Origin of the sequence: Pseudodesulfovibrio sp. JC047 (assembly GCF_010468615.1) — a bacterium.
Classification (GTDB): domain Bacteria; phylum Desulfobacterota; class Desulfovibrionia; order Desulfovibrionales; family Desulfovibrionaceae; genus Pseudodesulfovibrio.
Map to the genome: position 1 here is coordinate 20496 of NZ_WUEH01000008.1, position 22837 is coordinate 43332.

Here is a 22837-nt window from a genome sequence, read left to right on the forward strand (position 1 = left end):
AATCGGAAAATCGTCAATCGAGCGTGCGGCGATAGCGTTTCAGACCGATGGCAACAATGATGATCCAGAAAACGAGAATCGGCCAAACATGAGGGATTGATTCCTGAAAGGTGTTCCCCTTGAGAAGGATGCCACGGATGAGGCGGAGATAGTGCGTCAGCGGAAGGACCGAGCCGAGGTATTGCGCCCACTGAGGCATTCCTCTGAAAGGAAACATGAATCCGGAAAGGAGCAGGGAAGGCAGGAAAAAGAAAATGGAGACCTGAACCGCTTGAAGCTGGTTTTTGACCACTGTGGAAATGGTCACGCCCACAGAGAGGTTCGCTCCGATAAAGACCACGGAAAGCGCAAAGGTCAACGTCACGCTACCATGCATGGGAACGTCGAAAAGCAGCCATGCCGCCAGAATGATGAGAGTGATTTGCACATACCCGACAAAAATGTACGGGATGATTTTTCCCAGCATGACTTCCAGCGGACTGACAGGGGTGGCCAGCAAATGTTCCATGGTGCCACGTTCCGATTCCCTGGTGATGGCAAGGGCGGTTATCATGACAAGGGTCAAGGTCAGGATGACACCGATGAGACCGGGGACAATATTATATTGGCTCTCTGCTTCCGGGTTGTAATCATTATGGATTCGGATATCTACCGGGAGTGCTCCCTGATTGAGGGATGCGGTCGGGCCTTTCAGTTCCTTGGCCAGTGCTCGGCGGATGATTTCAGGAAATGATCCCACGGCGTTTCCGGTTGCCATGGGGTCTGTGGCATCGGCTTCAAGGAGCAGTACAGGGCGGGCGTTGCGGAGGATATCACGCCCGAATTGTTCGGGAATGGTGATGACGAATTGAACAATTCCTTGTTTGATGAGTTCGGTCGCTTCGGCCCGAGTTTGTGGATGATGCGTGATGTCAAAAAAGGTGCTTGTTTGCATTCCCGTGATAATAGCCCGAGAAAATTGGGAATTATCACCAGACAGAACAGCCGTTGGCAAATGGCGGGGGTCCGAGTTGATCGCGTAGCCAAAAAGGATCAGCTGAATGAGCGGGATGCCAATCATCATGGCAAAGGTGAGCCGGTCCCGACGCATTTGAATGAATTCCTTGCTCACCATGGCGATGAATCGTTTGATGGAGAAAAAGTTCATTTCAATGCCCCCTTGCTTTGTTGCATGAGGTCAATGAACACTTCTTCCAGATTCGTTTCAATGCGGGTCCATGTGTACGGTTCTTTTTGAAAAGGGCGGATTTTTTGTTCGAGTATTTCGGCGTTTTTCCCACTGACGTGAAGCGTGTTGCCAAAGGCGACAACCTGATCGATGCCAGCGGTTTTTTTGAGTTGGAGCGAAAGTTCATGCAGCCCTTTTTCGCCAGATGGCAGGCTGACGGTCCATGTGGTCAACCCCGCGTTATCAATCATTTCCGTGACGGTTCCGGTTGCAAGTAGGGTCCCATACGCGATGTAGGCGAGTCTGTGACACCGTTCGGCTTCATCCATGTAATGCGTGCTGATGAGTGCCGTAATGCCCTGTGAGGCGAGAGTGTGGACCTGATCCCAAAAATCTCGTCTGGCTCCGGGGTCCACCCCGGCGGTCGGTTCATCCAGAAGGAGTAGTTTGGGGGAATGCAGCGTGCTGACGCCCAATGAAAGCCGTTGTTTCCAGCCGCCGGACAAATTGCCTGCCAACTGTTTTTCAAAGGGGCCGAGTCCCATCCTCTCGATACATTCGTCGGCTTTTTTGGCAGGTGCAGCGAGGCCGAACACCCGCGCAGTGAATTCGATATTTTCTCGAACAGTCAAGTCCTCATAAAGACTGAATCTTTGCGTCATGTATCCGACATGCGGTTTTATGCGGGCTGCATCGTTGATGACATCGTAGCCAAGGCAGGTCCCCGATCCTGCGTCGGGTTTGAGCAGGCCGCACAACATACGGATCGAGGTGGTTTTTCCCGACCCATTTGGGCCAAGAAATCCATAGATTTCACCCCGGCGGATTTTTATGTCCAAATTGTTGACCACTTTTTTGGGGCCAAAGGATTTGGTTAATCCCTGAACGTCGATGATGATATCGGAGGACATGCGAGATACCGTCGCTGTCATTGAGGGAGGCTGGGGATGGTCACATCAATCGGTTGCCCGGGATGAAGGGACCGGGCCTGTTCTGGCGAAGGTCGGGCTTTGAGCATGAAGACGAGCTTGGCCCGGCTCTGGCTGGAATAGATGACGGGAGGGGTAAACTCGGCTTCAGGGGAAACATATGTGATCGTGACGTCAACCGGGGAGTCCGCGCCATCATACGTGACAACAGCCTTTTGCCCCTGGTGGACTTTTCCGACAAGGGTTTGGGGGACGAAAAATCGGACTTCAATGTTTTCGGCGGGCAAAAGAGAAACCACAGGCTGTCCGGCGGGAACCCATTCTCCCTTTCGGAATAGTGTATCAAAGACAAAGGCGGATTGCGGCGCGGTCTGATTTTTCTGATCGTAATTCCATTGAGCCTGATCCAAAAGGGCCTGGGCCTGCAAAACCGCAGCAGTGGCGGCTCTGATTTCGTCGTTTCTCGCACCGAGTCGAGCGGTTGTCAGGTCCGCATTTATCTGTCGAACACGTTGGACTTTTTGTTCATAGTCGCTTTTTGATCGGTCCAATTCCTCTTGGGAAATGGTCTTTTCGGCAATGAGCTTGATGCGACGGTCGTATTCAATTTTTGCGAGGGCCGCTGATGCGTTCGCCTGTTGGAGCTGTGCCTGAATTGAAGCAATTTCGGATGGTCGTTGTCCTTTTTCCAAGTTGGAGAGATTGTCCTGTGCCTGCTGGAGACCGTGGATGGCTGCATTCACCGCTGCTTTTTCGAAATTGCGTTCCAGAGTGAAGAGTGGAGCGTTTTGGGGGACATCTCGTCCTCGGACGACAGCCAGTTCTTCCAGTGTGCCGCCAAGAGGAGACGCGACCAGAACGTATTCTCCTTCGACATACCCCTGGAAGACGTTCGCAGGGTCGTTTGAACATCCGAAGGAGATACTCAGCAGTATTGCTGCAAAAATGAAAAATGACTTGTGTATCATGATGTATTGGCTTTGTTTATTATGAATCAAGCTACGCGTGATTGACAAAAAAAACAATGTATCTGTCGGGAAAAAACACGGCCTGTACGCTGTATTTTGGGGGGAGGGGGAAGAATTGGAACGACACAATGAAAAATCCCCCGTAGATCGTGTGATCTACAGGGGGAATTTCAATCGTGGTAGCGAGGAGAGGACTTGAACCTCCGACTCTGCGGATATGAGCCGCATGCTCTGACCAACTGAGCTACCTCGCCACATTTGTTTCGTTCAGCGAGGACGGTTTATAGATCGACTCTTTGGTCTTGGCAAGAGAAAATTTCACTTTTTTTCATTTTTTCTGTTTTTTTTGAACATATTACAAATACAGGAGAATTAAAGGAGCCAGTGCCAGCCGGTATATGGCAAAGGGACGGAGGGTCAATTTACCCAGCAAATAGATAAATCCCTTGATCGCCAGCCAGGCGGAAATAAAGGACACCAAAAAGCCGAGCAGCAAGAAGAGAAAGTCGCCGCCTTCGAACAAGGTGTAGTTCTTGAGCAGGTCATATCCGGTTGCTGCGAACATGATGGGCACTGCCGCGATAAAAGAATATTCAGCAGCAACAGTCCGGCGGGTGCCGAGTAACATGCCTCCCATGATGGTTGCTGCAGAGCGGGAGAACCCTGGCCACAGTGCCAGACATTGGAAACAGCCGATCCCCAAGGCTATTTTTGGTGTGATTTTATCAAGGGACGTGACGTGTTCCGATTTTTCCATGCCTTCCACAATGAAAATCATAATGGCACCAGCAGCCAGGGCGATGGCCACGGTTGTTGGGCTGAACAGGAACTCTTTTATATATCCATGTGTCATGAGTCCCACGACAGACGCCGGAAGAGAGGTCAAAAAGAGCAGCCAGAGACCGTAGAATCCTGAAAATTTTTGTGTAGGATTCGGGCGGAGCAGGCCAAAAAAGCGATCCCAGTAGATGAGAACAACGGCCAGAATGGCTCCGAGCTGGATGACGATGTCGAATGTTTCGGCTTTCGGGCCGGTAAAGTCGAGCAAATGGCCAGTGATGATGAGGTGGCCGGTGCTGGATATGGGCAGGAATTCGGTCAGTCCTTCGACAACGCCAAGGATGATCGCTACGTACCATGGTGCCATGTGCGCCTCTCGGTATGCAAAAAAAGGTTGATATTCAGACTTGAACGTTGGGCCTAGCCCAACTAAGAGTGTCTTGCAAGCCTTTGGATGCTGGTGTATTTGATCTGATTGAACCTTTGAATACAAATTGCAGGAGTTCTTTTTATGACAACCATCATGCCGCAAAGCGAACAGACACGAAAAGCCATTGCCTGGGTCAGCGAAAAAATCGATGTTCCTTCGGAGTCAGTTCCTGCCTCGTTTATTGAAGAAGCCGCCATGCGCTTCAATCTTTCTCCCAAGGACGTTGAATTCCTTCAGCGTTTTTTCACGAAAAAACAGGATTAGAATCAGTCTGTGCAGATCCTTCAACGACAAATATTTACTGAACTTTTCAAGCTTTTCGGCTTGACGGTTTCCTGCCTGCTTGGACTTATCCTGGTGGGGAGGATGTTGCAGCTCCGGTCCCTGTTCCTGTCTCAGGATATTGGTTTTTTCAATATCTTACAGCTGTTCTTTTATTTGACGCCATTCTTCTTGTTGCTCATTACACCCATCGCCACGATGTTGAGTGTTTTCCTGACATTCTTGCGGATGAGCACGGATAATGAGTTGACCGCACTTAAGGCCAGCGGGGTCAGTCTGTATCGAATGCTGCCCGCTCCGTTGCTTTTTTGTACGTTGTGTACCTTGTTTACTCTGTTCATCTCTGTCTGGGGACTTTCATGGGGAATGGATATGTTCAAGACCAAATTGTATCAATTTGCCAGAACACATTCCAAATTCGCTTTGCAACCGGGGGTCTTCAATAAGGAATTTCCTGGTATTACCTTTTATGCCCACCAGGTTGATAATGAGAAAGGTGAGTTGAAATTCGCGTTTGTTCGAGACGAATCCATCAAGGGGACGTCTGTGGTGGTCGTGGCTCCAGAAGCGCAGATCAAATCCACTCCGGCGACCGCAAAAATCAAGATTACCTTCAAGAATGGCAATATCTTTCGCCAGAGCGGAGACGAATTGAACATCCTCAAATTTGGTTCCTACGCCATCACGCTTGATTTGGGGAAACTCCTCGGAGGGTTCAATTTTAGTGAGGACAAGGCAAAGGATATGCCGCTTTCTCGACTCAGTGCCATTCGCAAGGATCACAGCAAGGCCCCGGATCGCGGGGAACGGTTCTACCGCAAGGTTGATACCGAGTTCTTCAAGCGCATCTCCTTGCCGGTCGGATGTTTGATACTCGGGATATTCGCTATCCCTATCGCCTGCACGTTCAGGGGATTAAAACAACAATATGGACTCCTTTTGTCCATGGGACTGTTCTTTGTCTATTATACAATGTTTTCGGTAGGAGTGAGCATGGGGGAATCCGGGGCGATTCCTCCCGAATATGGATTATGGGCGCCGAATATCCTGTTTGTTTTTGTGGCATTGGTCGGTATGCGCTATGCCAACAAGGAGCGGACGCCCACACTTGTTCATTGGTTTATGCATCTGCGGTTTCACAAGAGGGCGAGCGCATGAGGAATATCCTGGGCGTTGGCGTTCTCAGTCGCTACCTGATTCGGCAGAATGTGTACCTGATGGCCATTTGTCTGGCTGTAGGGACCGGTATCTATCTGTTGTCCGACATTTTTGATCGGTTGGATGACTTTATTGCAGCCGGTCTGGGTGCTGAAACGATCCTGTTTTATTTTGTGGTCAAAATTCCCTTGATCGTGTCCCAATTGATGCCCGCCATTTTTTTGCTTGCCATGGTTATTCAACTGGGCGTGTTAACTCGATCGCGGGAAATGCTTGCCTTGCGAGCCGGTGGGGTCGCCTTTTCGTGGTTTATCCGTTTTTTTGTGATGTATGCGATTATCTGGAGTGTTGGGCAATTGGTTTTTTCTCAATTCCTTGGCGTGTTTGGCGAGTACGAAGCCAATCGAATCTGGAAAGAGGATGTGCGGAAAAAGCAGTTGGACGAATTGACGATCAAGAATTTGTGGTTTCGAGACGGTCCATTTATCGTCCTTGCTGACAAAGCTCATCCCGGGAAAAGTCGGGCAAGCGGTATCACTGTGTATGAATTTACCTCGGATAGTCAGGATCTCATTCGTATCTTGACCGCCAAAAAGGCCTTGATTGATGACAATGGTTGGGGACTGCTCGATGTGCAGGAGTTGGATACTCGAACATTTGTCCAGGTAAAACGGTTGTCTCAATTCCTTTCGGTCAGACAAAATTTGAAGGCATATGCCGCCGTGGAACTCAAAGGTGACAAGGCGCAACTCCCCCTTTTGGAGTTGTCGAAGGCGATCAAGAAACTTCAGGAATCCGGCTCGAATGTAGAAATTTTACGGACGGTCTGGCATGGGAAGCTTTCCTATGCTTTTTCCATGGTGGTCATGGCGCTGTTTGCCCTGACGTTGATTACATTTTCAGAGAATATGTATGCCAATATCGGGCTGGCATTGATCCTGATTTTTGTTCAATACGGGATGCATGTTGTCGGGGCGACAGCGGGTGAAAAGGGAGTTTTGCCGCCCATCATGGCTGCCTGGCTTGGCAATGCCATAATGGGGGCGTTGGCGTCGTTGCGATTGGCTTGGGTTGCTCTGCCGGGGTTTCAGCATTTTGTGAGAGATCTGGTGAGCGGCGTGCGGCTGAACGTGCGTCAAAGTTGACTATATCTGAGCGTATTCGCTGAGGATATCCCAGAGTTTTTCTTCACCTTTGCCGGTTTTGCTGGAAAATGCCAATGGGGTTTTGTCCTGTTGAAGAATATCTTTCCATTGATTTTGCAGCTGTGCAAGATCGCGCTGCTTGGGTTTGTCAGCCTTGGTAAGAATGGGAATGACCGGGATACCCAGGTTTTTCAGATACGAAGTCAGCTCCATATCTATTTTTTGCGGTTTGAGACGCGAGTCCAGAAGTACGGCTACCGCTTTCAGATGTGGCGTTTCTGTCATGTAGGCTTCGATGAGCTTGGCCCATTTTGCTCGTTCTGTCTTGGAGCATTTGGCATAACCGTAGCCGGGTAAGTCAACAAGGAAATAGCCGTCAGGGTTGACTTTATAATAATTCAGACTCCGGGTTTTACCTGGTTTAGAACTGATTTTTGCCAACTTTTTTCGTCCAGCCAATCGATTGACCAGTGAGGACTTTCCGACGTTGGAGCGTCCCGCCAAGGCGATTTGTGCTTCTTCGAAGTGTTCAAGCTGCTTGATTTCGTATATTGTTTTGACTAACTCAATGGTTCGGTTCATAAAGAAATACCGCTTTTGCTGATGGTTTTTATCAAGGCTCTCTTTTCGTCATTTTTGCGGAGCGAGTCAAGGCAAGGAAGAGAAAAAAACAGAAAAAGGGAAATTGGCATGGTTCACTGCAACATATTGTTGTTGAATGGTCCGAATCTTGGGCACATAGGCAAGCGACAGCCAGAGATTTATGGTTCTCAAACCATGGATGACGTCCCTGTCCTCCTTGATAAGATTATGGGCAAGGCGGCTGAACGCATTATGCTTTCCCGTTTTCAGTCAAATTCCGAAGGCGGTTTGATTGACCGTTTGGAACAGGCCAAAGAAGAAGGCATTGACGGCATTGTGTTCAATGCAGGGGCATATACGCATACCAGCCTCGCCATTGCCGACTGTCTTGCCTGGATTGATATTCCGTGCGTGGAAGTGCATATCAGCAACATTTGGGCGCGCACCGATCAACCCCTCAGGCAGCGATCGCTCATGGGGGAGCAGTGCATCGGCGTCATTGCCGGATTTGGCATTCTGGGGTATGCCCTCGGTGTTCAGGCGGTCTATGAACGTCTGACTGAGGACAAAAAATAGTATGAAAATGACCGGACTGACCGGGTAAACATTGTGGAGTAGACATGATTGCAACCAAAGATTTCAGGACTGGCCTGAAGATTGAAATAGACGGAAAGCCTTTTGAAATTGTTGAATTTCAGCATTTCAAACCGGGCAAAGGTGGCGCCATGATGCGCACGAAACTCCGTCATATGAGAACGGGTCAGGTTCTGGACAAGACCTTTCGCTCTGGCGAAAAGGTGAAAAAGCCGGACATGGCGGTTGTTGAAATGCAATATATTTATAAAGATGGCACAGACTTTGTGTTCATGGATCTTGATACCTATGACCAAATGAACGTTCCTGGTGAGAACGTTGGCGAAAAGGGTGGATACGTCAAGGAAGGAGACACCGTCAAAGTCCTGTTGTATAATGGTGAGCTGATTGGTGTTGACCTGCCCGCCAATGTCAGTCTGGTTGTTTCCCAGACCGACCCTGGTATCCAGGGAGACCGTGTGAGCAACGCGACCAAGCCTGCCACCCTTGAAACCGGCTTGAAGATCAACGTACCGCTCTTCATTAATGAAGGTGAGACGATCAAAGTTGACACCCGCAGCGGAGAATATCTGGGACGCGAATAAAGCGGACTTGCAACACGTTGTGAAAATTGGGTAAAAAGGGTCGTGGACAGCGTGCTGTCCAGGACCTTTTTTTACAAAGTGAGAGTTCATGGCAAAAAAGCGGCAAAAAATAGTACAGCATGGCAAAAAAGGACGTGGCCCTGAAATTTTGGGGTTGTTTTTTCTCTTTATGTCCGCGTTCCTTTTCCTGAGTCTTCTCTCCTTCAGTCCAGGAGACCCGAGTTTCAATCAGGCGGTGACATCAGGGGCATCCGTCCAAAATGTGGTCGGATATGCCGGTGCATATTGTGCCGGTTTCCTTGTGACCATTTTTGGACTCGGAGCGTTATTCTGGCCGGTATATTTTCTGTATCTCGGATTGGCCAAATTCGTTTCCAGATTGAAACTGTCCTCGACCCGTTGGTTCGGGCTTGCCGGGTTGTTTGTTGCCTTTGAAGCGTGGGCCATGCATCCGTGGTTTTCCTCGGTGCCGCACGATGCCTATGGCCTGATAGGTGGCGGGTATTTCGGCCGTGAGATCATCACCCGATTCACTTTGCCGTATCTGCGTCCAGTTGGTTCGTTTCTGTTATGGCTTTTTGTCACGATCGTCTCTTTGCAAGGGGTGATTGGTTTTACCTGGGCCTCGGTTTGGAACCGTTTGTTGGTGTGGTGGGGAATATACCGTGACGGTGCCCTTAAGCGGCAGGAAATGCGGAAGAAACGGAAAAAGGACAAGGTTTCGATCCGACGGGAAAAAACACAAAAGACAGCCGATGATCTGGATTTGCAGTTTGTTAATTTGGAGCAAAAGTCCCCGACCAAGCCGAAAAAGGTTTCTCAACCAAAGGCACAACCTCGAGCAAAAGTCGCATCGTCCGTTTCAGTCGGTGATGGAGCATTGCCTGAAACCGAACTTTTGACGCCTCCTGCTTCAAAAAAGACGAGTCAGACACAGGAAGTTTTGCAGCCTTTGGCTGAGAGATTGAAAGAATGTCTGAATGATTTCAACGTGCAAGGTGAAATACAACAAGTTGTCCCTGGTCCGGTGGTGACCATGTTTGAATTCAAACCAGCGCCTGGTATCAAGGTCAGCAAAATTGAAAATTTGACAGATGACATCGCATTGGCCTTGCGGGCCGAATCCGTTCGAATTGAAGCACCCATTCCCGGAAAGGATTCCGTGGGCATCGAGATTCCCAATATTGACCGAGAAATGGTCTATTTGCGGGAAGTCATTGAGTCCGAAGAGTTTACCAATTCGAAGTCCCCATTGACCATGGCTTTGGGAAAGGACATCCATGGATCGACCAAGGTCGCAGATCTGGCAAAAATGCCGCATCTTTTGGTCGCAGGAGCAACGGGAGCTGGTAAGTCTGTTGGCATCAACGGTTTTTTGTTGAGCCTTTTGTACAAGGCCGGTCCTGATGAAGTGAAATTATTGCTGGTTGACCCCAAACGGATCGAATTGGCGCCATATGCCGAATTGCCCCATCTGGTGCATCCGGTTGTGACGGACATGAATCTTGCCAAAAGCGCGTTGGAGTGGGCTGTTTTTGAAATGGATTGCCGGTACAAGAAAATGGCGCAACTCGGCGTCCGTAATATTGAAGGATACAATACCAAGCTGGCGTCCATGGGGGAATCGCTTCCCGAAGAATTTCAGCACATGAAACCGATGCCGTATCTTGTCATTATTATTGACGAGTTGGCTGATTTGATGATGACGGCTGCCAAGGAAGTCGAGCAGTGCATTGTTCGACTGGCGCAATTGGCCCGTGCTGCCGGTATCCATATGATTCTGGCAACACAGCGTCCCAGTGTGGATGTGGTGACAGGTATTATCAAGGCGAACTTCCCCACACGTATTTCGTTTTTTGTCACGTCAAAATTTGATTCACGGACCATTCTGGATGGCGTTGGAGCCGAGCGACTGCTTGGCAAGGGCGATATGTTGTTCAAGCCCAGTGGTGGCAAACTGAAACGAATGCATGGCGCGTATGTGGATGAGACGGAAATTGCACATGTTGTGAAGTTTTGGAAGGATTCGGTACCGCAGGAATTCGATCTTGATTTTTCGGATTGGAAACAGCAATCCGGAGGCGGGAATGGAGCTGGCCCAGCCGGGCAATCCGATGATCCCGTGTATGACGAAGCGGTTCAATTCGTCCTGACCCAGGGTAAGGCCTCCATTTCGCTGTTGCAGCGTCGGTTTAGAATTGGATTCAACCGCGCGGCTCGTTTTATCGAGCAAATGGAAAGCGAAGGAATTCTTGGTCCTCAGGAAGGCAGTAAACCTCGCAAGGTTCTCAAGTCGGAATAATTGGAGAAATTGAATGTATAAAGTGTTTTTTTCATGCGTTGCACTGGTGTGTTGTCTTGTGTTGGCATCTGTTGCTGTGGCAAAGGAGCCTCTTGCTCCTGAAGAACTTCCTGACCTGATGCAGCAACGATATGAAACCCTGAAAACATTCAAGGCTGATTTTGTGCAGGAATTGACCAATGTTGCCAGCGGTGACGTGGCCACCAATGCGGGGAAAATCTGGTTTAGCCAGCCGTCTCAGGTTCGTTGGGAGACGCAAAAACCGGCAAAGGAATTGTTGGTTGTCGGGCCGGATCACGCATGGAACTACGTTGAGGACGAAGCGTTCGCCATCAAATACAATGTTTCTCAATTGTTGGATTCAAAAACGATTTTGCGGTTCATTTCCGGACAGGCCAACATCAAGGAAGATTTTGTGGTCAAAACCGAATGGGAAGGGGCTGCCGCTGTTCGAGAACGGTGGGCAAAGGACCTGACGGTTTTGCAATTAATTCCCAAGGAAGCGGAACCGGGAATGGTTCTGGCCTTTATTGGCGTTGAACCAGACACCGGCCTACTTCGCCAGGTCATGATTGTGGATTTTTATGGCAATGGCAATGAAGTTACGTTGTCCAACGTTGCCTTGAATGTGGACTTGCTTCCTGAAATGTTTACTTTTGTTCCCCCGCAAGGGACTCAAGTGGAAGACAATACGCAGGGATTCTAGTCGAGTTTTACCGCTTTTTTCAGGGTCTTGAGTTCACCGGATGTCAGCTCTCGCCACATGCCTCGTTTGAGGTTGGCCAGATGTATCGGGCCTTGCTTGATCCGTCTCAAATGAAGAATGGTCAGACCAAATTCATCGCACATCCGGCGAATTTGTCGGTTGATCCCCTGAATCAGGGTGATTTCCATTTGCTGTGTGCCAGCGACCGGTTTTTTGAGCTCAACTTTGGCCGGAGCCAAAGTGTCACCTTCAGGCAAAGTCATTCCCTGTCGCATCTGTTTGGCCGCTGATGCCGGAATCGTTCCGCGTACAGTGACCTGGTAGACTTTTGGCAGGTGATACTTGGGATGGGTGAGGCGATAACACAGGTCCCCATCCGTGGTCAGCAAAAGCAATCCTTCAGAAAAATAGTCGAGCCGTCCCACAGGAAAGGGGCGTAACTTCTGAATTTCTTTTGGAAGCAGATCGAGAACTGTTTGGCGTCCCTGCGGGTCCTTGACGGTTGAAACCGTTTCAATGGGCTTGTGCAAAAGGACTGTCATTGTGGTCCCCATGCCGGGGAGGGCTATTTTCTTCCCTCTGACAGTGACGGAATCTCGCTGTGGATCAACCTTGATTCCAGGAGAATCCGCGAGGGTTCCATTAACGGAGACCTGGCCATTGAAGACCAGTTCATCTGCGCCGCGACGGGAAGATATTCCGCATTGGGCGATATATTTATTCAGTCGAATATGATGTGTTTCATTGGGCATTCGTTGTTCTTAGACATGAATGGTCTTTGTGGCAAGCTGGAAACTCGTGACAATATCGAGCATATTGGTGACATCGCCCACTTGTTTGTTGGCCGTCAGTCCAAAAAATTCCAGACATGTTCCACAGACAAGGATGGAAACACCTTCTTTTTCAAGCTCTTGCAAGGCTGCAAGACTCTTGCTGCCCTCAACTGCCAGCTTGACGCCGCCGTTAACCATGACAATACGCCACAAGTCGGTCCCGAGTTCTTTCAATGTGCTCACGAAATTGAACATGAGGCTGGAACCGAGTGTGTCGTCGCCAGTGCCCATGGTCTCGGCGGAAATGAAAACCAGGATTTTCTGGGCATCGAGATTTTCAATGTCCTGATGTGACATGATGGTACAGACTTCGCATTCAGCCGTTTTGGATCGATGGGCTGTCACGGTAAATTCAGTCCCTTCATGTGACGAGGTAACGTCGTAACCCTGCATTGTCAGAAAGCGGGAAACATTTTCCTTGGCCGCTTCATTGTCAACACAGACCGTCAGCAGTTCAGGGGCTTGATTCTCCAGAACTTCTTTTGTTTTCAGAACAGGTTGAGGGCAGGGTAGTCCCTGGCAATCGAGTGAAATTTCGGACATGATTTCTCCTTTGAACGGAAGAGCACCACAGGAACTGTGAGAGGTCAAATAGATAAACTGTATTTAATTTGAATCATGGAAAGATTTTTTTGATACAGGATCTTTTCTTGTCCTGCCTGCCTTGAGTCGCTATGAAGGCAGAACGGAGAGAGATGCATCATGAAAATACCTATTGATCCATTGCGGTTGGTCCCACTTGTTTCCGCTCTTTATAAAGGATGGCAAAAAACGTTGCGTTTTGACGTCGATGGCGATGTGAAGGCTTTTCTGGAAAAGAGCAAAGAAGGCACTCCATTCATTGTTGCCTTGTGGCATGGTGAATTATTCCCGCTGGCCGCGTATGTTCAGAATGTGGATTGTTCATTTGTCATTATGGTCAGTCAAAGCAAGGATGGAGAACTTATCTCCAGGTTTCTGGAACGCAATGGGCATATCACGGTTCGTGGTTCGAGTTCTCGTGGAGGTGTTCAGGCCTTGATTAAGGCTAAGCATCTAATGTTAAAAGAAAAATATTTGGGAGCGATTACCGTTGATGGCCCACGTGGACCACGTCATACCGTGAAAAATGGTATTTTTCTTCTCGCCCAAAAAACTGGAGCGCAGATTCTTCCCGTCCGAGCATTTGCCAATCGAGCGAAACGATTTCAATCATGGGATCGCTTTGTACTTCCCTATCCTTTTGCCACCTGTCAGCTTCGGATTGGGGAACCTCTGGAAGTCACAAAAGAGAAATTGGGGAAGGACGTGCTCAAGCGAGAACGTGAACGCTTGGAGCGTCGTTTATTCGATTTGGGAAAGGATCAAGAAGGAGAGGGGGACGCCTGAGCATCCCCCTTTGAACGTTAGTCGGTTTTTTGTCTCGCAGTTCCCTCGGTGAAGAAAGGCAGTGACGACTGATGCGCCGGCAATTCCGCACGAGCCGTTTTGACAATGAACTCCTTTTGCTCTGCGTCTTCGGCCCGAACATAGGCCAGAGCAATACAATGTCCCAGACTGGGAGCAAAGGAACCACTGGTGATGACCCCTGTCTTTTCACCGTTGGGCAACAAGACTTCGTCATGATGGCGAGCGGTACGACGTCCGTCGATGCTCAAGGCGACGAGTGATTCCTTGACGTCTGCCAGACCAGATTTTCCAATATATTCTGTTTCTTTTTTTAGAAAAAATCCGGCTCCTGCTTCTTTGGGAGTGTGGTTTTCATCCAAGTCCTGACCATAGAGAGGATAGCCGATTTCCAAACGGAGCGTGTCGCGTGCGCCGAGGCCAATCGGTTCGACACGGTCATCTGCTGCAAGTTTTTTCCATATTTCCAACGCTTTGGACGCGGGGAGATACAGTTCATAGCCAAGCTCGCCGGTATAGCCCGTTCGGCTGATAATCATGGGGAAACCCGCACAGTCTGTGACTTCAAAGTTGAAATATTTCAGATGATTCCAGGATGATCCAAGAAGGGTGTTCAAAACATCCAGACTTTCTGGTCCTTGAATGTCGATTTTACCCGTTTCATCGCTGACATCCGTGAAAGTCAGGCCCTTTGGAAGATTGGCCGCAATGTGGTTGAAATCCTTTTGACGACAGGCTCCATTGACCACGAGCATGTATTCGTCTTCTGCGAGACAATAAATGATGAGATCGTCATTGATGCCACCAGCTTCGTTCAACAAAAAACCGTAGCGGCATTTCCCGGGTGCCAGGGTTTCCAAATCATGAGAGACAACGGTATTCAACCCGGCTTTGGCTCCGGCCCCCGACAGTTTGAATTCACCCATATGGCAAATGTCAAAGATACCGGCTTTGGAACGGGTGTGTTTGTGTTCGACAATAATACCTTTGTATTGCACTGGCATATCAAACCCGGCAAAGGGGGCCATTTTGGCACCGTTTTCCCGATGCCACTCTGAGAGCGGTGTTGTAGCAAGAGATTCCAATGTATACTCCTTTTTGAGGTGCTAGATGGTGCCGGAAGTCGGTTTACTCGCGACCCGGGATTTTCTGATGGACCGAAATTCATCGAGGAGCATGACCAGTTCTTGGTAGAGCTTCCTGATATCTCGGCCATATGGTGAAAGGCTTTTTTCATCGATATTGATGTATTTTCTGCGGAGATAGGCATCCGAGACCACATCATTGCCAATAATCAATACTTTTACGACGAGGTTGTCGAAGTAATTAACGATTTCAAATTTGAGCTCACTGAGGATTTCCGTCATGAGTATGAGCATTCGACGGTAGGAGATATGTTCTCCCTTGTATTGTCTGTAGCGGAGATCTTCAAGGATACGCACCTTGCGCGCCTGCTGAATTTGACCATATCTGGCCCAGACTTCCTGATGCAAAGCGTAATGGTCATTGAAAACGTCATAGTTATCAGGTGCGAGGAGATAACCGTCAAGGACGCGTACTATTTGAGAATAATAGTTGTCTGAATAATCAACAATTCGGTGCATGTGTTTGGAGAGCCACATGAAAAGTACTTTGAGCCGTCTTTCATGGGTGTCCGTGTCCGTAATGACTTCAGTTCGCTTGTAGTTGACGGGGATTCGATATTCACCTCGGACAATGTCATTGAGACGGAGAATCATGTTTCGGACATTTTGAATGATATTCAGGCTGTCGTTTACCCGTCCGGTTATCGGATGAATGATTTCTTGTTTGAGTACGGACAACGCACGGTTTTCCCGGACGTTTTTAGGACTGTAGTCGTGCTGCTGGTAAATGACTCTGAGAATGACGACATGCTTCTTGTCGTCAATGAAGAAGCCCTGATCCTTTAGCAATTCGATAAGGTCTTTTTGATTCTCATTGATTTGGACTAATGCGGTTTTTTCGATTCGTGGGTATTTCAACAACTTTTTGGGTGTGCCGGGCGGCGGAGACATCATGGTCGTGATCGTTCGGTCGCTTTGGCCCAGTACTCGAACAATAAATCGTTCATTTTGCCGGAGAAGGCGAATGGCAAACATGGCTGAAGACGTGCGGCGTTCCGAAACAATGGGAAATCCATGCAATTCCATCATGAACTGGTACACGAAGAGGCGATTGCATTCGTACATGAGGTTGTTGCCGGGTTTGAATTTGCCGATTCTCAGTCCGAATTGTTTGAGTTCACTGTCCAGATTGGAGGGGAGAGAGGCGTAAACCCCTTGAAGAGTAAATTCACCGGAACTGTCATGCGCGAGCACATGGGCGCGTTCAAGTTCCAGCAAAAAGGGGAGAATTTTGGGATACGCTGCCATCGAGCAGACGTCTTTCCCTTCAAATTCATCTATGAATTCAGAATGATATCGTTTTGAAAGACGACTTTGGAAGGTCTGAACATTATGTGAAATAACATTTTCTTCTATGGTACAATTATCATGTCGTTGCATCTCTTCCCAATCTGAGGGAGCATGTAAGGCGTCGTATTGAAAGACTTCTTGAAATGAGTTGAGTTGTCGCTCAAACGCGACCATGGAAAAGCCAGGTAATGCCTTGTATTCATACAGGTCGACTTCAAAAGATGGCAGCAATTCCCGCGCTTGGACAAGTGGATAGTCTTTGACTTCAAAATACGGTTTGAGCAGACAATACTTTATGTGTTTGAAGTCAATAAATGTCTTCAAGTCTTCAAGCGTCTTGAGTGTGCGCTTCTTGGCTGTTTCACCATCTGATTCTTGAAAATCAGGTGCTTTGCTGAATGCTTTTTTCCACATGAAGAGTTGTCCCGGGATCAGGTCAATAATTACAAGAGCGCCTCGTTCAGGCAACGATTTCTTATCTATATAGGGATATTAGATGAAATACAATGATAAGGAACATGATTCCAGCTCTTTCAACTCCGTGTGGTTTTAGGACACCTTTGACTGAAATCGTCTGATTGGAATGAAACAATAGTCCTGAATAATTGACATTCTCTGTTTTTTTACGTAGTTGATTTGTGCTTTTGAGGGAGTCTGGATACAGTCGGACTCTGCGACTAAACGAGGCGATTCATGAAAAAAAAAGACCAATGTCCCAGGGCACAATTGAACGAACAGTATTGTACATGCACTGATGACTGTGACAAGCATGGGCTGTGTTGTGAGTGTTTGCATTATCATCGACAGCGAGGGGAACTCCCCGCGTGTTATTTTACAAAAGAAGAAGAGCGGACATTTAATCGGTCTGTGGAATTTTTCATTCGACGGAGAGTTTGAGATTCGAGGAGAGTGCAGGGGGATTCGTGACAACGATGTGCCCCTGTTTTTTATCATAAGGGGATACTCGTGCATTTTGATGGACAACACCTGCTGGAAGACCTTTTGCCGATCGTTGATCGAGCTGGAGACATGGTGTGTGAAGCGGCAAAAAAAACCAAGAAAATTCAGTATAAAGGCCGAATTGATTTGGTGACTGAGACTGATCTTGCCGTTGAAACCATGTTGAAAGAGGCACTTGGGACTCTTTTGCCAGGGTCGGATTTCTTGGCCGAAGAAACGGCCAACGCAACGATCCCGGGAGAATGTACTTGGATTATCGACCCTATTGATGGCACTACGAATTTTGCGCACGGGTTGCCGTTTGTTGCCAATTCCATCGGGCTTTGGCATAAGGACCAGATGATCTTGGGTGTTATCAATCTTCCGCTTTTGGGCGAAGTCTTTACCGCCGTCAAGGGCGGGGGGGCTTTCATGAATGGTCAACCTATCGCTGTTTCGAGCACATCCGATCTTGAACACGCTTTGCTTGCGACGGGATTCCCATATGATATTGAAACACATCTGGAAACGGTCCTTTCTCATTTGAAGGCCGTCTTGCCAGTGACGCAGGGATTGCGGAGACCCGGTGCTGCTGCATTGGATTTGGCATATATCGCATGTGGTCGGTATGATGGTTTTTTTGAAAGTGCTTTGAATCCGTGGGACACGGCGGCTGGAATTTTACTTGTTGAAGAAGCCGGAGGACGGATCAGCGAATTCGCGGCGGATACCCCGTATTCGTTGGGTGCTCCGTCGATACTGGCAACCAATACATTGCTTCATGAGAAGATCAGCTCGTTGCTTTGTCAGGATTAAAGGGTCGCGAGAAGCCCTGTTTCCCAGAGAACAACCAGATTGGGTGTTAAAAGTTCTCGAAATTCTTTGATCAGACAATTGAGTTCTTCCTGGGAATAATAAAATCCTTCAGCGACTTCATCCGGATTGGGTGTGATTGGGTGGGTGTTCTTGGGCACGGTATACAGGCTGATATGCTCGAATCCAGTTTCCGGCCCAGCCGGAAGTTCCTTCAAGAATTGAAGGCGTTCAACGTCCAGATTGAGTTCATTTTTTAGTGCGCGAAGTCCTGCGTCGTATGAAGCTTCTCCAGCTCGGGGATGGGTTCGGACTGAAATATCCCATCGCCCGGGGAAAAAGGGCTTCATGGTGTTTCGTTTTTGCAGAAAAATTTTGCCGACGGGGTCCAAGACAATGACTTGGACCGAACGGTGCTTCAAAAGCTGGCGATGAATGGCTGTTTTTGGAAGGACTGCCAGCGGGCGATTGTGTGCGTCGACCACTTCAAGTGGTTGGGTATCACGTTCTGTGCCGAGCGGTTTTTTATTGAAAATCATGATGTTGGCTCCAAGAGTGTATGATGTGCCACTGCAATCGGTATACACTTGATACAGGTATTTTGCCAGTGTTCAAAAATGGTCGATGAGGTTTGGAATGTACGATGATGTTGTTGTGTTGGGAGAAAAGGATGTGCAGGACCTCATTGAATTGGAGGCCCTGTGTTTCGCCTACCATTGGACGCGAGAGCAGTTTCTTTTGGGGCTGTCGCGAAAGGCTTTTGTCGTGCTCGGCATTCGAGACCGTGCCGTCTTATCCGGGTACATTGCTTTTTCAATGATTGAAGACGAGATGGAAATTCTCAATATTGCAGTCCGTCCCCAGTACAGAAGGCGCGGTTTGGCTGCGAAATTGTTGGCGAAAAGTTTGGCGGCATGCGAGGAGCATCACATCACGAAAAGTTTTCTGGATGTCAAGATATCCAATGAACCAGCCTTGTCACTGTATAGGAAATTCGGGTACAAAAAAATTGGTGTGCGTAAAAAATACTATCCGGACACCAAGGAAGACGCGTTACTTTTCAGGTATGATTTCCCAACGAAAGATTGAACGAGAAACGAGGAAGAAAATGCTTTTTATAGATCAAGTTGCGATTGCGGGGAAAAAATTGCTTTTTCGTGTGGACTTCAATGTCCCGCTTGAAAATGGCGTGATTACGGATGACAACCGTATTCAGGCTGCAATCCCAACGCTGAAATATGCGTTGGACAAAGGGGCTTCGATCATCATTTGCGCACATTTGGGGAAACCCAAAGGGCAGGTGGTGCCGGAACTCTCTTTGGCTCCGGTTGCGCAACGCACTGGGGAATTGCTTGGCGTTGACATCGAGTTGATTCCCGGCCTGCTGGGAGCCAGCGCGGTTGAAAAAGCGGCTGTGCTTCAGCCTGGTCAGGTTTTGATGGTGGACAATCTCCGGTATAATCCTGAAGAGACAGGGAAGACCGCGGCCGAGCGGGGCGATTTTGGTCAACGACTTGCCGCACTTGCCGATATCTATGTCAATGACGCGTTTGGCGTTGCCCATCGTGAAAACGCTTCAGTCGTGGATATTCCCCAATTTATCCCGAGTTGCGGTGGCTTCCTGTTGAAAAAAGAACAGGAATTTCTTGGTGACGCCCTGCTTGATCCCAAACGACCATATGTCTGTATTTCTGGTGGGGCAAAGGTTTCTACCAAGCTGGGAATTTTGACGAATCTGCTGGGCAAGGTTGATGATATCATCATTGGCGGTGCCATGGCGAATACCTTCATGCTCGCCAAGGGATACGAAGTTGGCCGTTCTTTGGTGGAAAAGGATCTGGTTGATAACGCCCGAGCCATTATGGACAAGGCGGAATCAATGGGGTCACGGCTTCATTTACCCGTGGATTATGTGTATGCTGACTCGGTTGGTGCGACTGAAGCTGGCGGAGTCTGCGCTGCGGACGCCATCCCTGCTGATGCCGTCGTTCTTGATATCGGCCCGGAAACGATCAAGCGATTCGTGGTTGTTCTTGCCCGATCCAAGACCGTGGTGTGGAATGGTCCTATGGGATTATTTGAAACACCAGCCTTTGCCAAAGGGTCGCAGGCAGTGTGTGAAGCCATTGCCAACCTTGATGACGCATTGAGCATTGTGGGAGGTGGCGACACAGACGCGGTTGTCCATTCCATGCACCTCGCTGACAAAGTGAGTTTCATTTCAACAGGAGGAGGGTCCTTCCTTGAGTTTCTCGAAGGAAAGGAATTACCCGCTTTCACGGCACTGAAGGAGAGCTTGAATTCATGAAAAAACTCATGGCTGCCAATTGGAAAATGTACAAGACTTGGGACGAAGCCCGGGACACGGCGGAAGCGTTGGTCAAACTGACGGCTCCAGCCCTTTCTGATGACAGGGAAGTGCTCGTTTTTCCGCCATTTACCGCATTGAAAGGTGTGGCCGACATTGTGGCCGGTCAAAAAGGTTTTTTTGTTGGCGGTCAAGATTTTTATAGTGCGGAAGAAGGGGCTTTTACCGGAGAAATTTCTCCCGGAATGCTTGAAGATGCCGGGGCCTCATATGGGCTGACGGGACACTCTGAACGGCGGCACATTCTGGGTGAGGATGATGCGTATATCGGGCAAAAAACAGCGTATGGACTTGCCAACGGACTCAACGTCATTTTGTGTGTCGGAGAAAAAATCGAAGAACGAAAGGGCGGTTCGGTCGAGGCTGTTCTCGAAAGACAAATCCGAGCCGGAGTGAAAGATGTCCCGACAGATATTGCGCCGAATCGACTCAGTATTGCCTATGAACCTGTTTGGGCGATCGGTACCGGAGAAGTCGCTGGACCTCGTGAAATTGAAGATGCCCATGCTTTTGTCAGGAAAATCCTTATTTCTGTTTTTGGAAAAAAAGCCAATGAAATGAGGATATTATATGGTGGAAGTGTCAAACCGGCCAATTGCTCGGAGATTATTGCGCTTGACAATGTCGATGGAGTATTGGTAGGAGGCGCGAGCTTAGACGGTGAAAGCTTCAGTCAGATTGCTTTGGCCTGAGAGAGCGCATGTTAATGTGGAATAAGAGAAGGATATAATTGTGGATACCTTGGTCATAGTCATTCATGTTTTGGCTTGCATCTTTTTGATCGGTGCAGTAATGCTGCAATCCGGCCACGAAGGGATGGGAGTCATTTTCGGCGGCGGAAGCAGTACAATGTTTGGAAGCTCCGGCGCGGGTGGACTTTTAGTGAAAGTCACCGCAGGTCTGGCAACGGTTTTCCTTGTTACGTCATTGGGATACAATATCCTGAGTGGAAACAAGGTCGCTGATGAAGACTCCATCATGTTGCAAAGCGACACGGTAGAGACAACAGCTCCGGCCGAACCTGTGAAGCCGGGTATTACGTTCCAGGATACTGGAGACGCCAAGAGCGAATAGCTCACAGCATACAGTGCCGAGGTGGTGGAATTGGTAGACACGCTGTCTTGAGGGGGCAGTGGAAGAAATTCCGTGGGGGTTCGAATCCCCCCCTCGGCACCACGAATATAAAAGGGTTGCAACCAACAGGTTGCAACCCTTCCTCTTTTGGTTTGGGAGGGGGGGGCAATCATGGACGTAGCCTGTCTTTACGTGATGTCAATTTCGTTTTTTGTGGTTCACATCTCGTTTTTTTGTATGGCTCATTGCCGGCATTCGTGACAGTATTGCGGAGTTGTTCAACTCTAATCCGTGGGTGCGTAACTGTGGTTTTTTTTCAAGACAATACCTATGAAAACACGGTTTTCGAAGAGATCAAACTGACCGAGACCGAGACCGTGACTGGTGTTGAATTCTACAATTGTACATTCACGAATTCCTCGTTTCAATCCTGTCGGTTCGTTGAATGTTCTTTTGACAATTGCGAATTTATTCGATGCAATCTCTCCCTGATCGAAATACCTTCAACGTCTTTTTTGGGTGTCCGGTTCATGGATTGTAAGATGCTTGGGGTGAATTGGAGCGGCACAGGAGGATTTTTGTCGGCATCGTATGACGGATGCCTCATGGACAATTCCCTTTTTGCCGATATGAATCTCACTCGATTCAAGTTTTCGAACTGTTCGTTGGTTGAAGCATCTTTTTCCAGCGTGAAAATGCGGTACTCGGTGTTTGATGACTGTGATTTGAAACGATGCCAGTTCCATCAAGCTGATTTGAGTTTTGCGGATTTCACTACGGCATATAATTATTATATGAATTCGACGACCAATACGCTTCATAAGACACAATATTCATTGCCAGAAGCTGTTTCTTTGCTCGCTAATTTGGGAATTGTTCTTAAATAATTGCATGTATTTATGACAAAAAAGGTAAAAAAAGACGTTGAACAGGGTTAAATGAAAAAAAAATGAATGTATCTTCATTTTTTTGTTGACTTTTTCTCGATATAAGTCAAAAACTCTTTTCCGGCACGACGCCGAGGTGGTGGAATTGGTAGACACGCTGTCTTGAGGGGGCAGTGGAAGAAATTCCGTGGGGGTTCGAATCCCCCCCTCGGCACCATCCAAAAGGATATCAAAAGGCTTCTAGCTAAACAGCTGGGAGCCTTCCTCTTTTTCTCCGTCAGCACGTTCGATTTTTCGTCGAAAACGCATGTGCGCCCAGCTCCCACGCGTTCGACCTGCAAGGCGACGACCCCATTCTACAGCGCATATATCCCTAACATTGGGGATGAACCAGTTCTCATGGGCAGATAAATTTGTTTGTTCAATTTTGCTTTATAGGGTAATCATCTCAAAGGTGGTTTGGGCCTATTTTTA

General features: G+C 48.4%; 25 protein-coding genes and 3 tRNA genes. 17 read left to right on the forward strand and 11 right to left on the reverse strand.

From position 1 onward, the window contains the following. Nucleotides 1–13: 13 nt before the first annotated feature. The 5 genes from GO013_RS06675 to GO013_RS06695 all read right to left on the reverse strand — a co-directional run bounded on the left by GO013_RS06675 (nt 14) and on the right by GO013_RS06695 (nt 4212). Nucleotides 14–1147, reverse strand: a complete 1134-nt coding sequence (locus tag GO013_RS06675) for an ABC transporter permease (protein WP_163809442.1) — start codon at nt 1145–1147, stop codon at nt 14–16. Continuing rightward, nucleotides 1144–2079 (reverse strand): ABC transporter ATP-binding protein, encoded by a 936-nt coding sequence (locus tag GO013_RS06680; RefSeq protein ID WP_163809444.1) that lies wholly within the window; start codon nt 2077–2079, stop codon nt 1144–1146. The genes GO013_RS06675 and GO013_RS06680 overlap by 4 nt, the downstream gene beginning before the upstream one ends. 17 nt (nt 2080–2096) lie before the next feature. Then, nucleotides 2097–3065 (reverse strand): HlyD family efflux transporter periplasmic adaptor subunit, encoded by a 969-nt coding sequence (locus GO013_RS06685; protein ID WP_163809446.1) that lies wholly within the window; start codon nt 3063–3065, stop codon nt 2097–2099. Between the two features lie 177 nt (nt 3066–3242). Beyond that, nucleotides 3243–3319: transfer RNA gene (locus tag GO013_RS06690), tRNA-Met, on the reverse strand. Nucleotides 3320–3420: 101 nt separating this feature from the next. After that, a complete protein-coding gene (locus GO013_RS06695; protein WP_163809447.1) occupies nt 3421–4212 on the reverse strand; it encodes an undecaprenyl-diphosphate phosphatase in 792 nt (263 codons plus the stop codon). 144 nt (nt 4213–4356) lie between these two features. Here GO013_RS06695 and GO013_RS06700 point away from each other — a divergent pair, with 144 nt between their 5' ends. Genes GO013_RS06700 through GO013_RS06710 form a run of 3 tightly spaced genes read left to right on the forward strand, consistent with a single transcriptional unit; the run spans nt 4357 to nt 6860 of the window. Continuing rightward, nucleotides 4357–4539 carry a hypothetical protein gene (locus GO013_RS06700; protein WP_163809449.1) on the forward strand — a complete coding sequence of 61 codons (183 nt, stop codon included), beginning with the start codon at nt 4357–4359 and terminating at the stop codon, nt 4537–4539. A gap of 9 nt (nt 4540–4548) precedes the next feature. Next, nucleotides 4549–5715 carry an LPS export ABC transporter permease LptF gene (gene lptF / locus GO013_RS06705; RefSeq protein ID WP_163809451.1) on the forward strand — a complete coding sequence of 389 codons (1167 nt, stop codon included), beginning with the start codon at nt 4549–4551 and terminating at the stop codon, nt 5713–5715. Continuing rightward, on the forward strand, nt 5712–6860 hold the full coding sequence (locus GO013_RS06710) for an LptF/LptG family permease (protein WP_163809453.1): 1149 nt from the start codon (nt 5712–5714) through the stop codon (nt 6858–6860). Before lptF ends, GO013_RS06710 begins: the two co-directional genes overlap by 4 nt. Here GO013_RS06710 and yihA read toward each other — a convergent pair whose 3' ends face one another. Continuing rightward, nucleotides 6861–7442: a ribosome biogenesis GTP-binding protein YihA/YsxC gene (yihA, locus tag GO013_RS06715; protein WP_163809454.1), complete on the reverse strand. Its 582-nt coding sequence runs from the start codon at nt 7440–7442 to the stop codon at nt 6861–6863. Nucleotides 7443–7550: 108 nt separating this feature from the next. Here yihA and GO013_RS06720 point away from each other — a divergent pair, with 108 nt between their 5' ends. From GO013_RS06720 to GO013_RS06735, 4 genes are all read left to right on the forward strand, one after another. Beyond that, nucleotides 7551–8018: a type II 3-dehydroquinate dehydratase gene (locus GO013_RS06720; RefSeq protein WP_163809457.1), complete on the forward strand. Its 468-nt coding sequence runs from the start codon at nt 7551–7553 to the stop codon at nt 8016–8018. A gap of 44 nt (nt 8019–8062) precedes the next feature. After that, a complete protein-coding gene (gene efp, locus GO013_RS06725) occupies nt 8063–8620 on the forward strand; it encodes an elongation factor P (protein WP_163809458.1) in 558 nt (185 codons plus the stop codon). Between the two features lie 88 nt (nt 8621–8708). Further along, nucleotides 8709–10922, forward strand: a complete 2214-nt coding sequence (locus GO013_RS06730) for a DNA translocase FtsK (RefSeq protein ID WP_163809460.1) — start codon at nt 8709–8711, stop codon at nt 10920–10922. 13 nt (nt 10923–10935) lie between these two features. Further along, nucleotides 10936–11628 carry an outer membrane lipoprotein carrier protein LolA gene (locus GO013_RS06735; protein ID WP_163809463.1) on the forward strand — a complete coding sequence of 231 codons (693 nt, stop codon included), beginning with the start codon at nt 10936–10938 and terminating at the stop codon, nt 11626–11628. On the opposite strand, the gene GO013_RS06740 is transcribed toward GO013_RS06735, so the two are convergent. Both GO013_RS06740 and yedF read right to left on the reverse strand, forming a co-directional pair. Then, nucleotides 11625–12380 carry a pseudouridine synthase gene (locus GO013_RS06740; protein WP_163809464.1) on the reverse strand — a complete coding sequence of 252 codons (756 nt, stop codon included), beginning with the start codon at nt 12378–12380 and terminating at the stop codon, nt 11625–11627. The two genes, GO013_RS06735 and GO013_RS06740, sit on opposite strands and share 4 nt — an antisense overlap. Before the next feature lie 9 nt (nt 12381–12389). Next, the gene (gene yedF, locus GO013_RS06745; protein WP_163809466.1) at nt 12390–13004 is read right to left on the reverse strand and encodes a sulfurtransferase-like selenium metabolism protein YedF; all 615 of its coding nucleotides are present in this window, start codon (nt 13002–13004) and stop codon (nt 12390–12392) included. A 159-nt stretch (nt 13005–13163) separates the two neighbouring features. Between yedF and GO013_RS06750 the strand changes: the two genes are divergently transcribed. Next, nucleotides 13164–13829, forward strand: a complete 666-nt coding sequence (locus tag GO013_RS06750; protein WP_163809467.1) for a lysophospholipid acyltransferase family protein — start codon at nt 13164–13166, stop codon at nt 13827–13829. Nucleotides 13830–13846: 17 nt separating this feature from the next. Here GO013_RS06750 and gcvT read toward each other — a convergent pair whose 3' ends face one another. Together gcvT and GO013_RS06760 are read right to left on the reverse strand one after the other, a co-directional pair. Further along, nucleotides 13847–14932 (reverse strand): glycine cleavage system aminomethyltransferase GcvT, encoded by a 1086-nt coding sequence (gene gcvT, locus GO013_RS06755; protein ID WP_163809469.1) that lies wholly within the window; start codon nt 14930–14932, stop codon nt 13847–13849. Nucleotides 14933–14953: 21 nt separating this feature from the next. Then, entirely contained in the window at nt 14954–16696 is a 1743-nt protein-coding gene (locus GO013_RS06760) for a hypothetical protein (protein WP_163809470.1), read from the reverse strand. Between the two features lie 279 nt (nt 16697–16975). On the opposite strand from GO013_RS06760, the gene GO013_RS17230 reads away from it, so the two are divergent. Further along, nucleotides 16976–17179: a DUF6485 family protein gene (locus tag GO013_RS17230; RefSeq protein ID WP_239057773.1), complete on the forward strand. Its 204-nt coding sequence runs from the start codon at nt 16976–16978 to the stop codon at nt 17177–17179. A 69-nt stretch (nt 17180–17248) separates the two neighbouring features. Then, nucleotides 17249–18037 carry an inositol monophosphatase family protein gene (locus GO013_RS06765; protein ID WP_343219541.1) on the forward strand — a complete coding sequence of 263 codons (789 nt, stop codon included), beginning with the start codon at nt 17249–17251 and terminating at the stop codon, nt 18035–18037. On the opposite strand, the gene GO013_RS06770 is transcribed toward GO013_RS06765, so the two are convergent. Beyond that, nucleotides 18034–18573 (reverse strand): NUDIX domain-containing protein, encoded by a 540-nt coding sequence (locus GO013_RS06770; protein WP_163809472.1) that lies wholly within the window; start codon nt 18571–18573, stop codon nt 18034–18036. The two genes, GO013_RS06765 and GO013_RS06770, sit on opposite strands and share 4 nt — an antisense overlap. Nucleotides 18574–18670: 97 nt before the next feature. Between GO013_RS06770 and rimI the strand changes: the two genes are divergently transcribed. From rimI to GO013_RS06805, 7 genes are all read left to right on the forward strand, one after another. Then, nucleotides 18671–19123 (forward strand): ribosomal protein S18-alanine N-acetyltransferase, encoded by a 453-nt coding sequence (gene rimI / locus GO013_RS06775; RefSeq protein WP_163809474.1) that lies wholly within the window; start codon nt 18671–18673, stop codon nt 19121–19123. Between the two features lie 19 nt (nt 19124–19142). Next, nucleotides 19143–20342, forward strand: coding sequence for a phosphoglycerate kinase (locus GO013_RS06780; RefSeq protein WP_163809476.1), 1200 nt, complete (start codon nt 19143–19145; stop codon nt 20340–20342). Continuing rightward, nucleotides 20339–21094, forward strand: coding sequence for a triose-phosphate isomerase (gene tpiA, locus GO013_RS06785; protein WP_163809477.1), 756 nt, complete (start codon nt 20339–20341; stop codon nt 21092–21094). Before GO013_RS06780 ends, tpiA begins: the two co-directional genes overlap by 4 nt. A gap of 40 nt (nt 21095–21134) precedes the next feature. After that, a complete protein-coding gene (gene secG, locus GO013_RS06790) occupies nt 21135–21476 on the forward strand; it encodes a preprotein translocase subunit SecG (RefSeq protein ID WP_163809478.1) in 342 nt (113 codons plus the stop codon). A 15-nt stretch (nt 21477–21491) separates the two neighbouring features. Continuing rightward, a tRNA-Leu gene (locus GO013_RS06795) sits at nt 21492–21578 on the forward strand. Nucleotides 21579–21781: 203 nt separating this feature from the next. Continuing rightward, nucleotides 21782–22363, forward strand: a complete 582-nt coding sequence (locus GO013_RS06800) for a pentapeptide repeat-containing protein (protein WP_163809479.1) — start codon at nt 21782–21784, stop codon at nt 22361–22363. A gap of 130 nt (nt 22364–22493) precedes the next feature. Further along, nucleotides 22494–22580: transfer RNA gene (locus tag GO013_RS06805), tRNA-Leu, on the forward strand. The last annotated feature ends 257 nt before the right edge of the window (nt 22581–22837 follow it).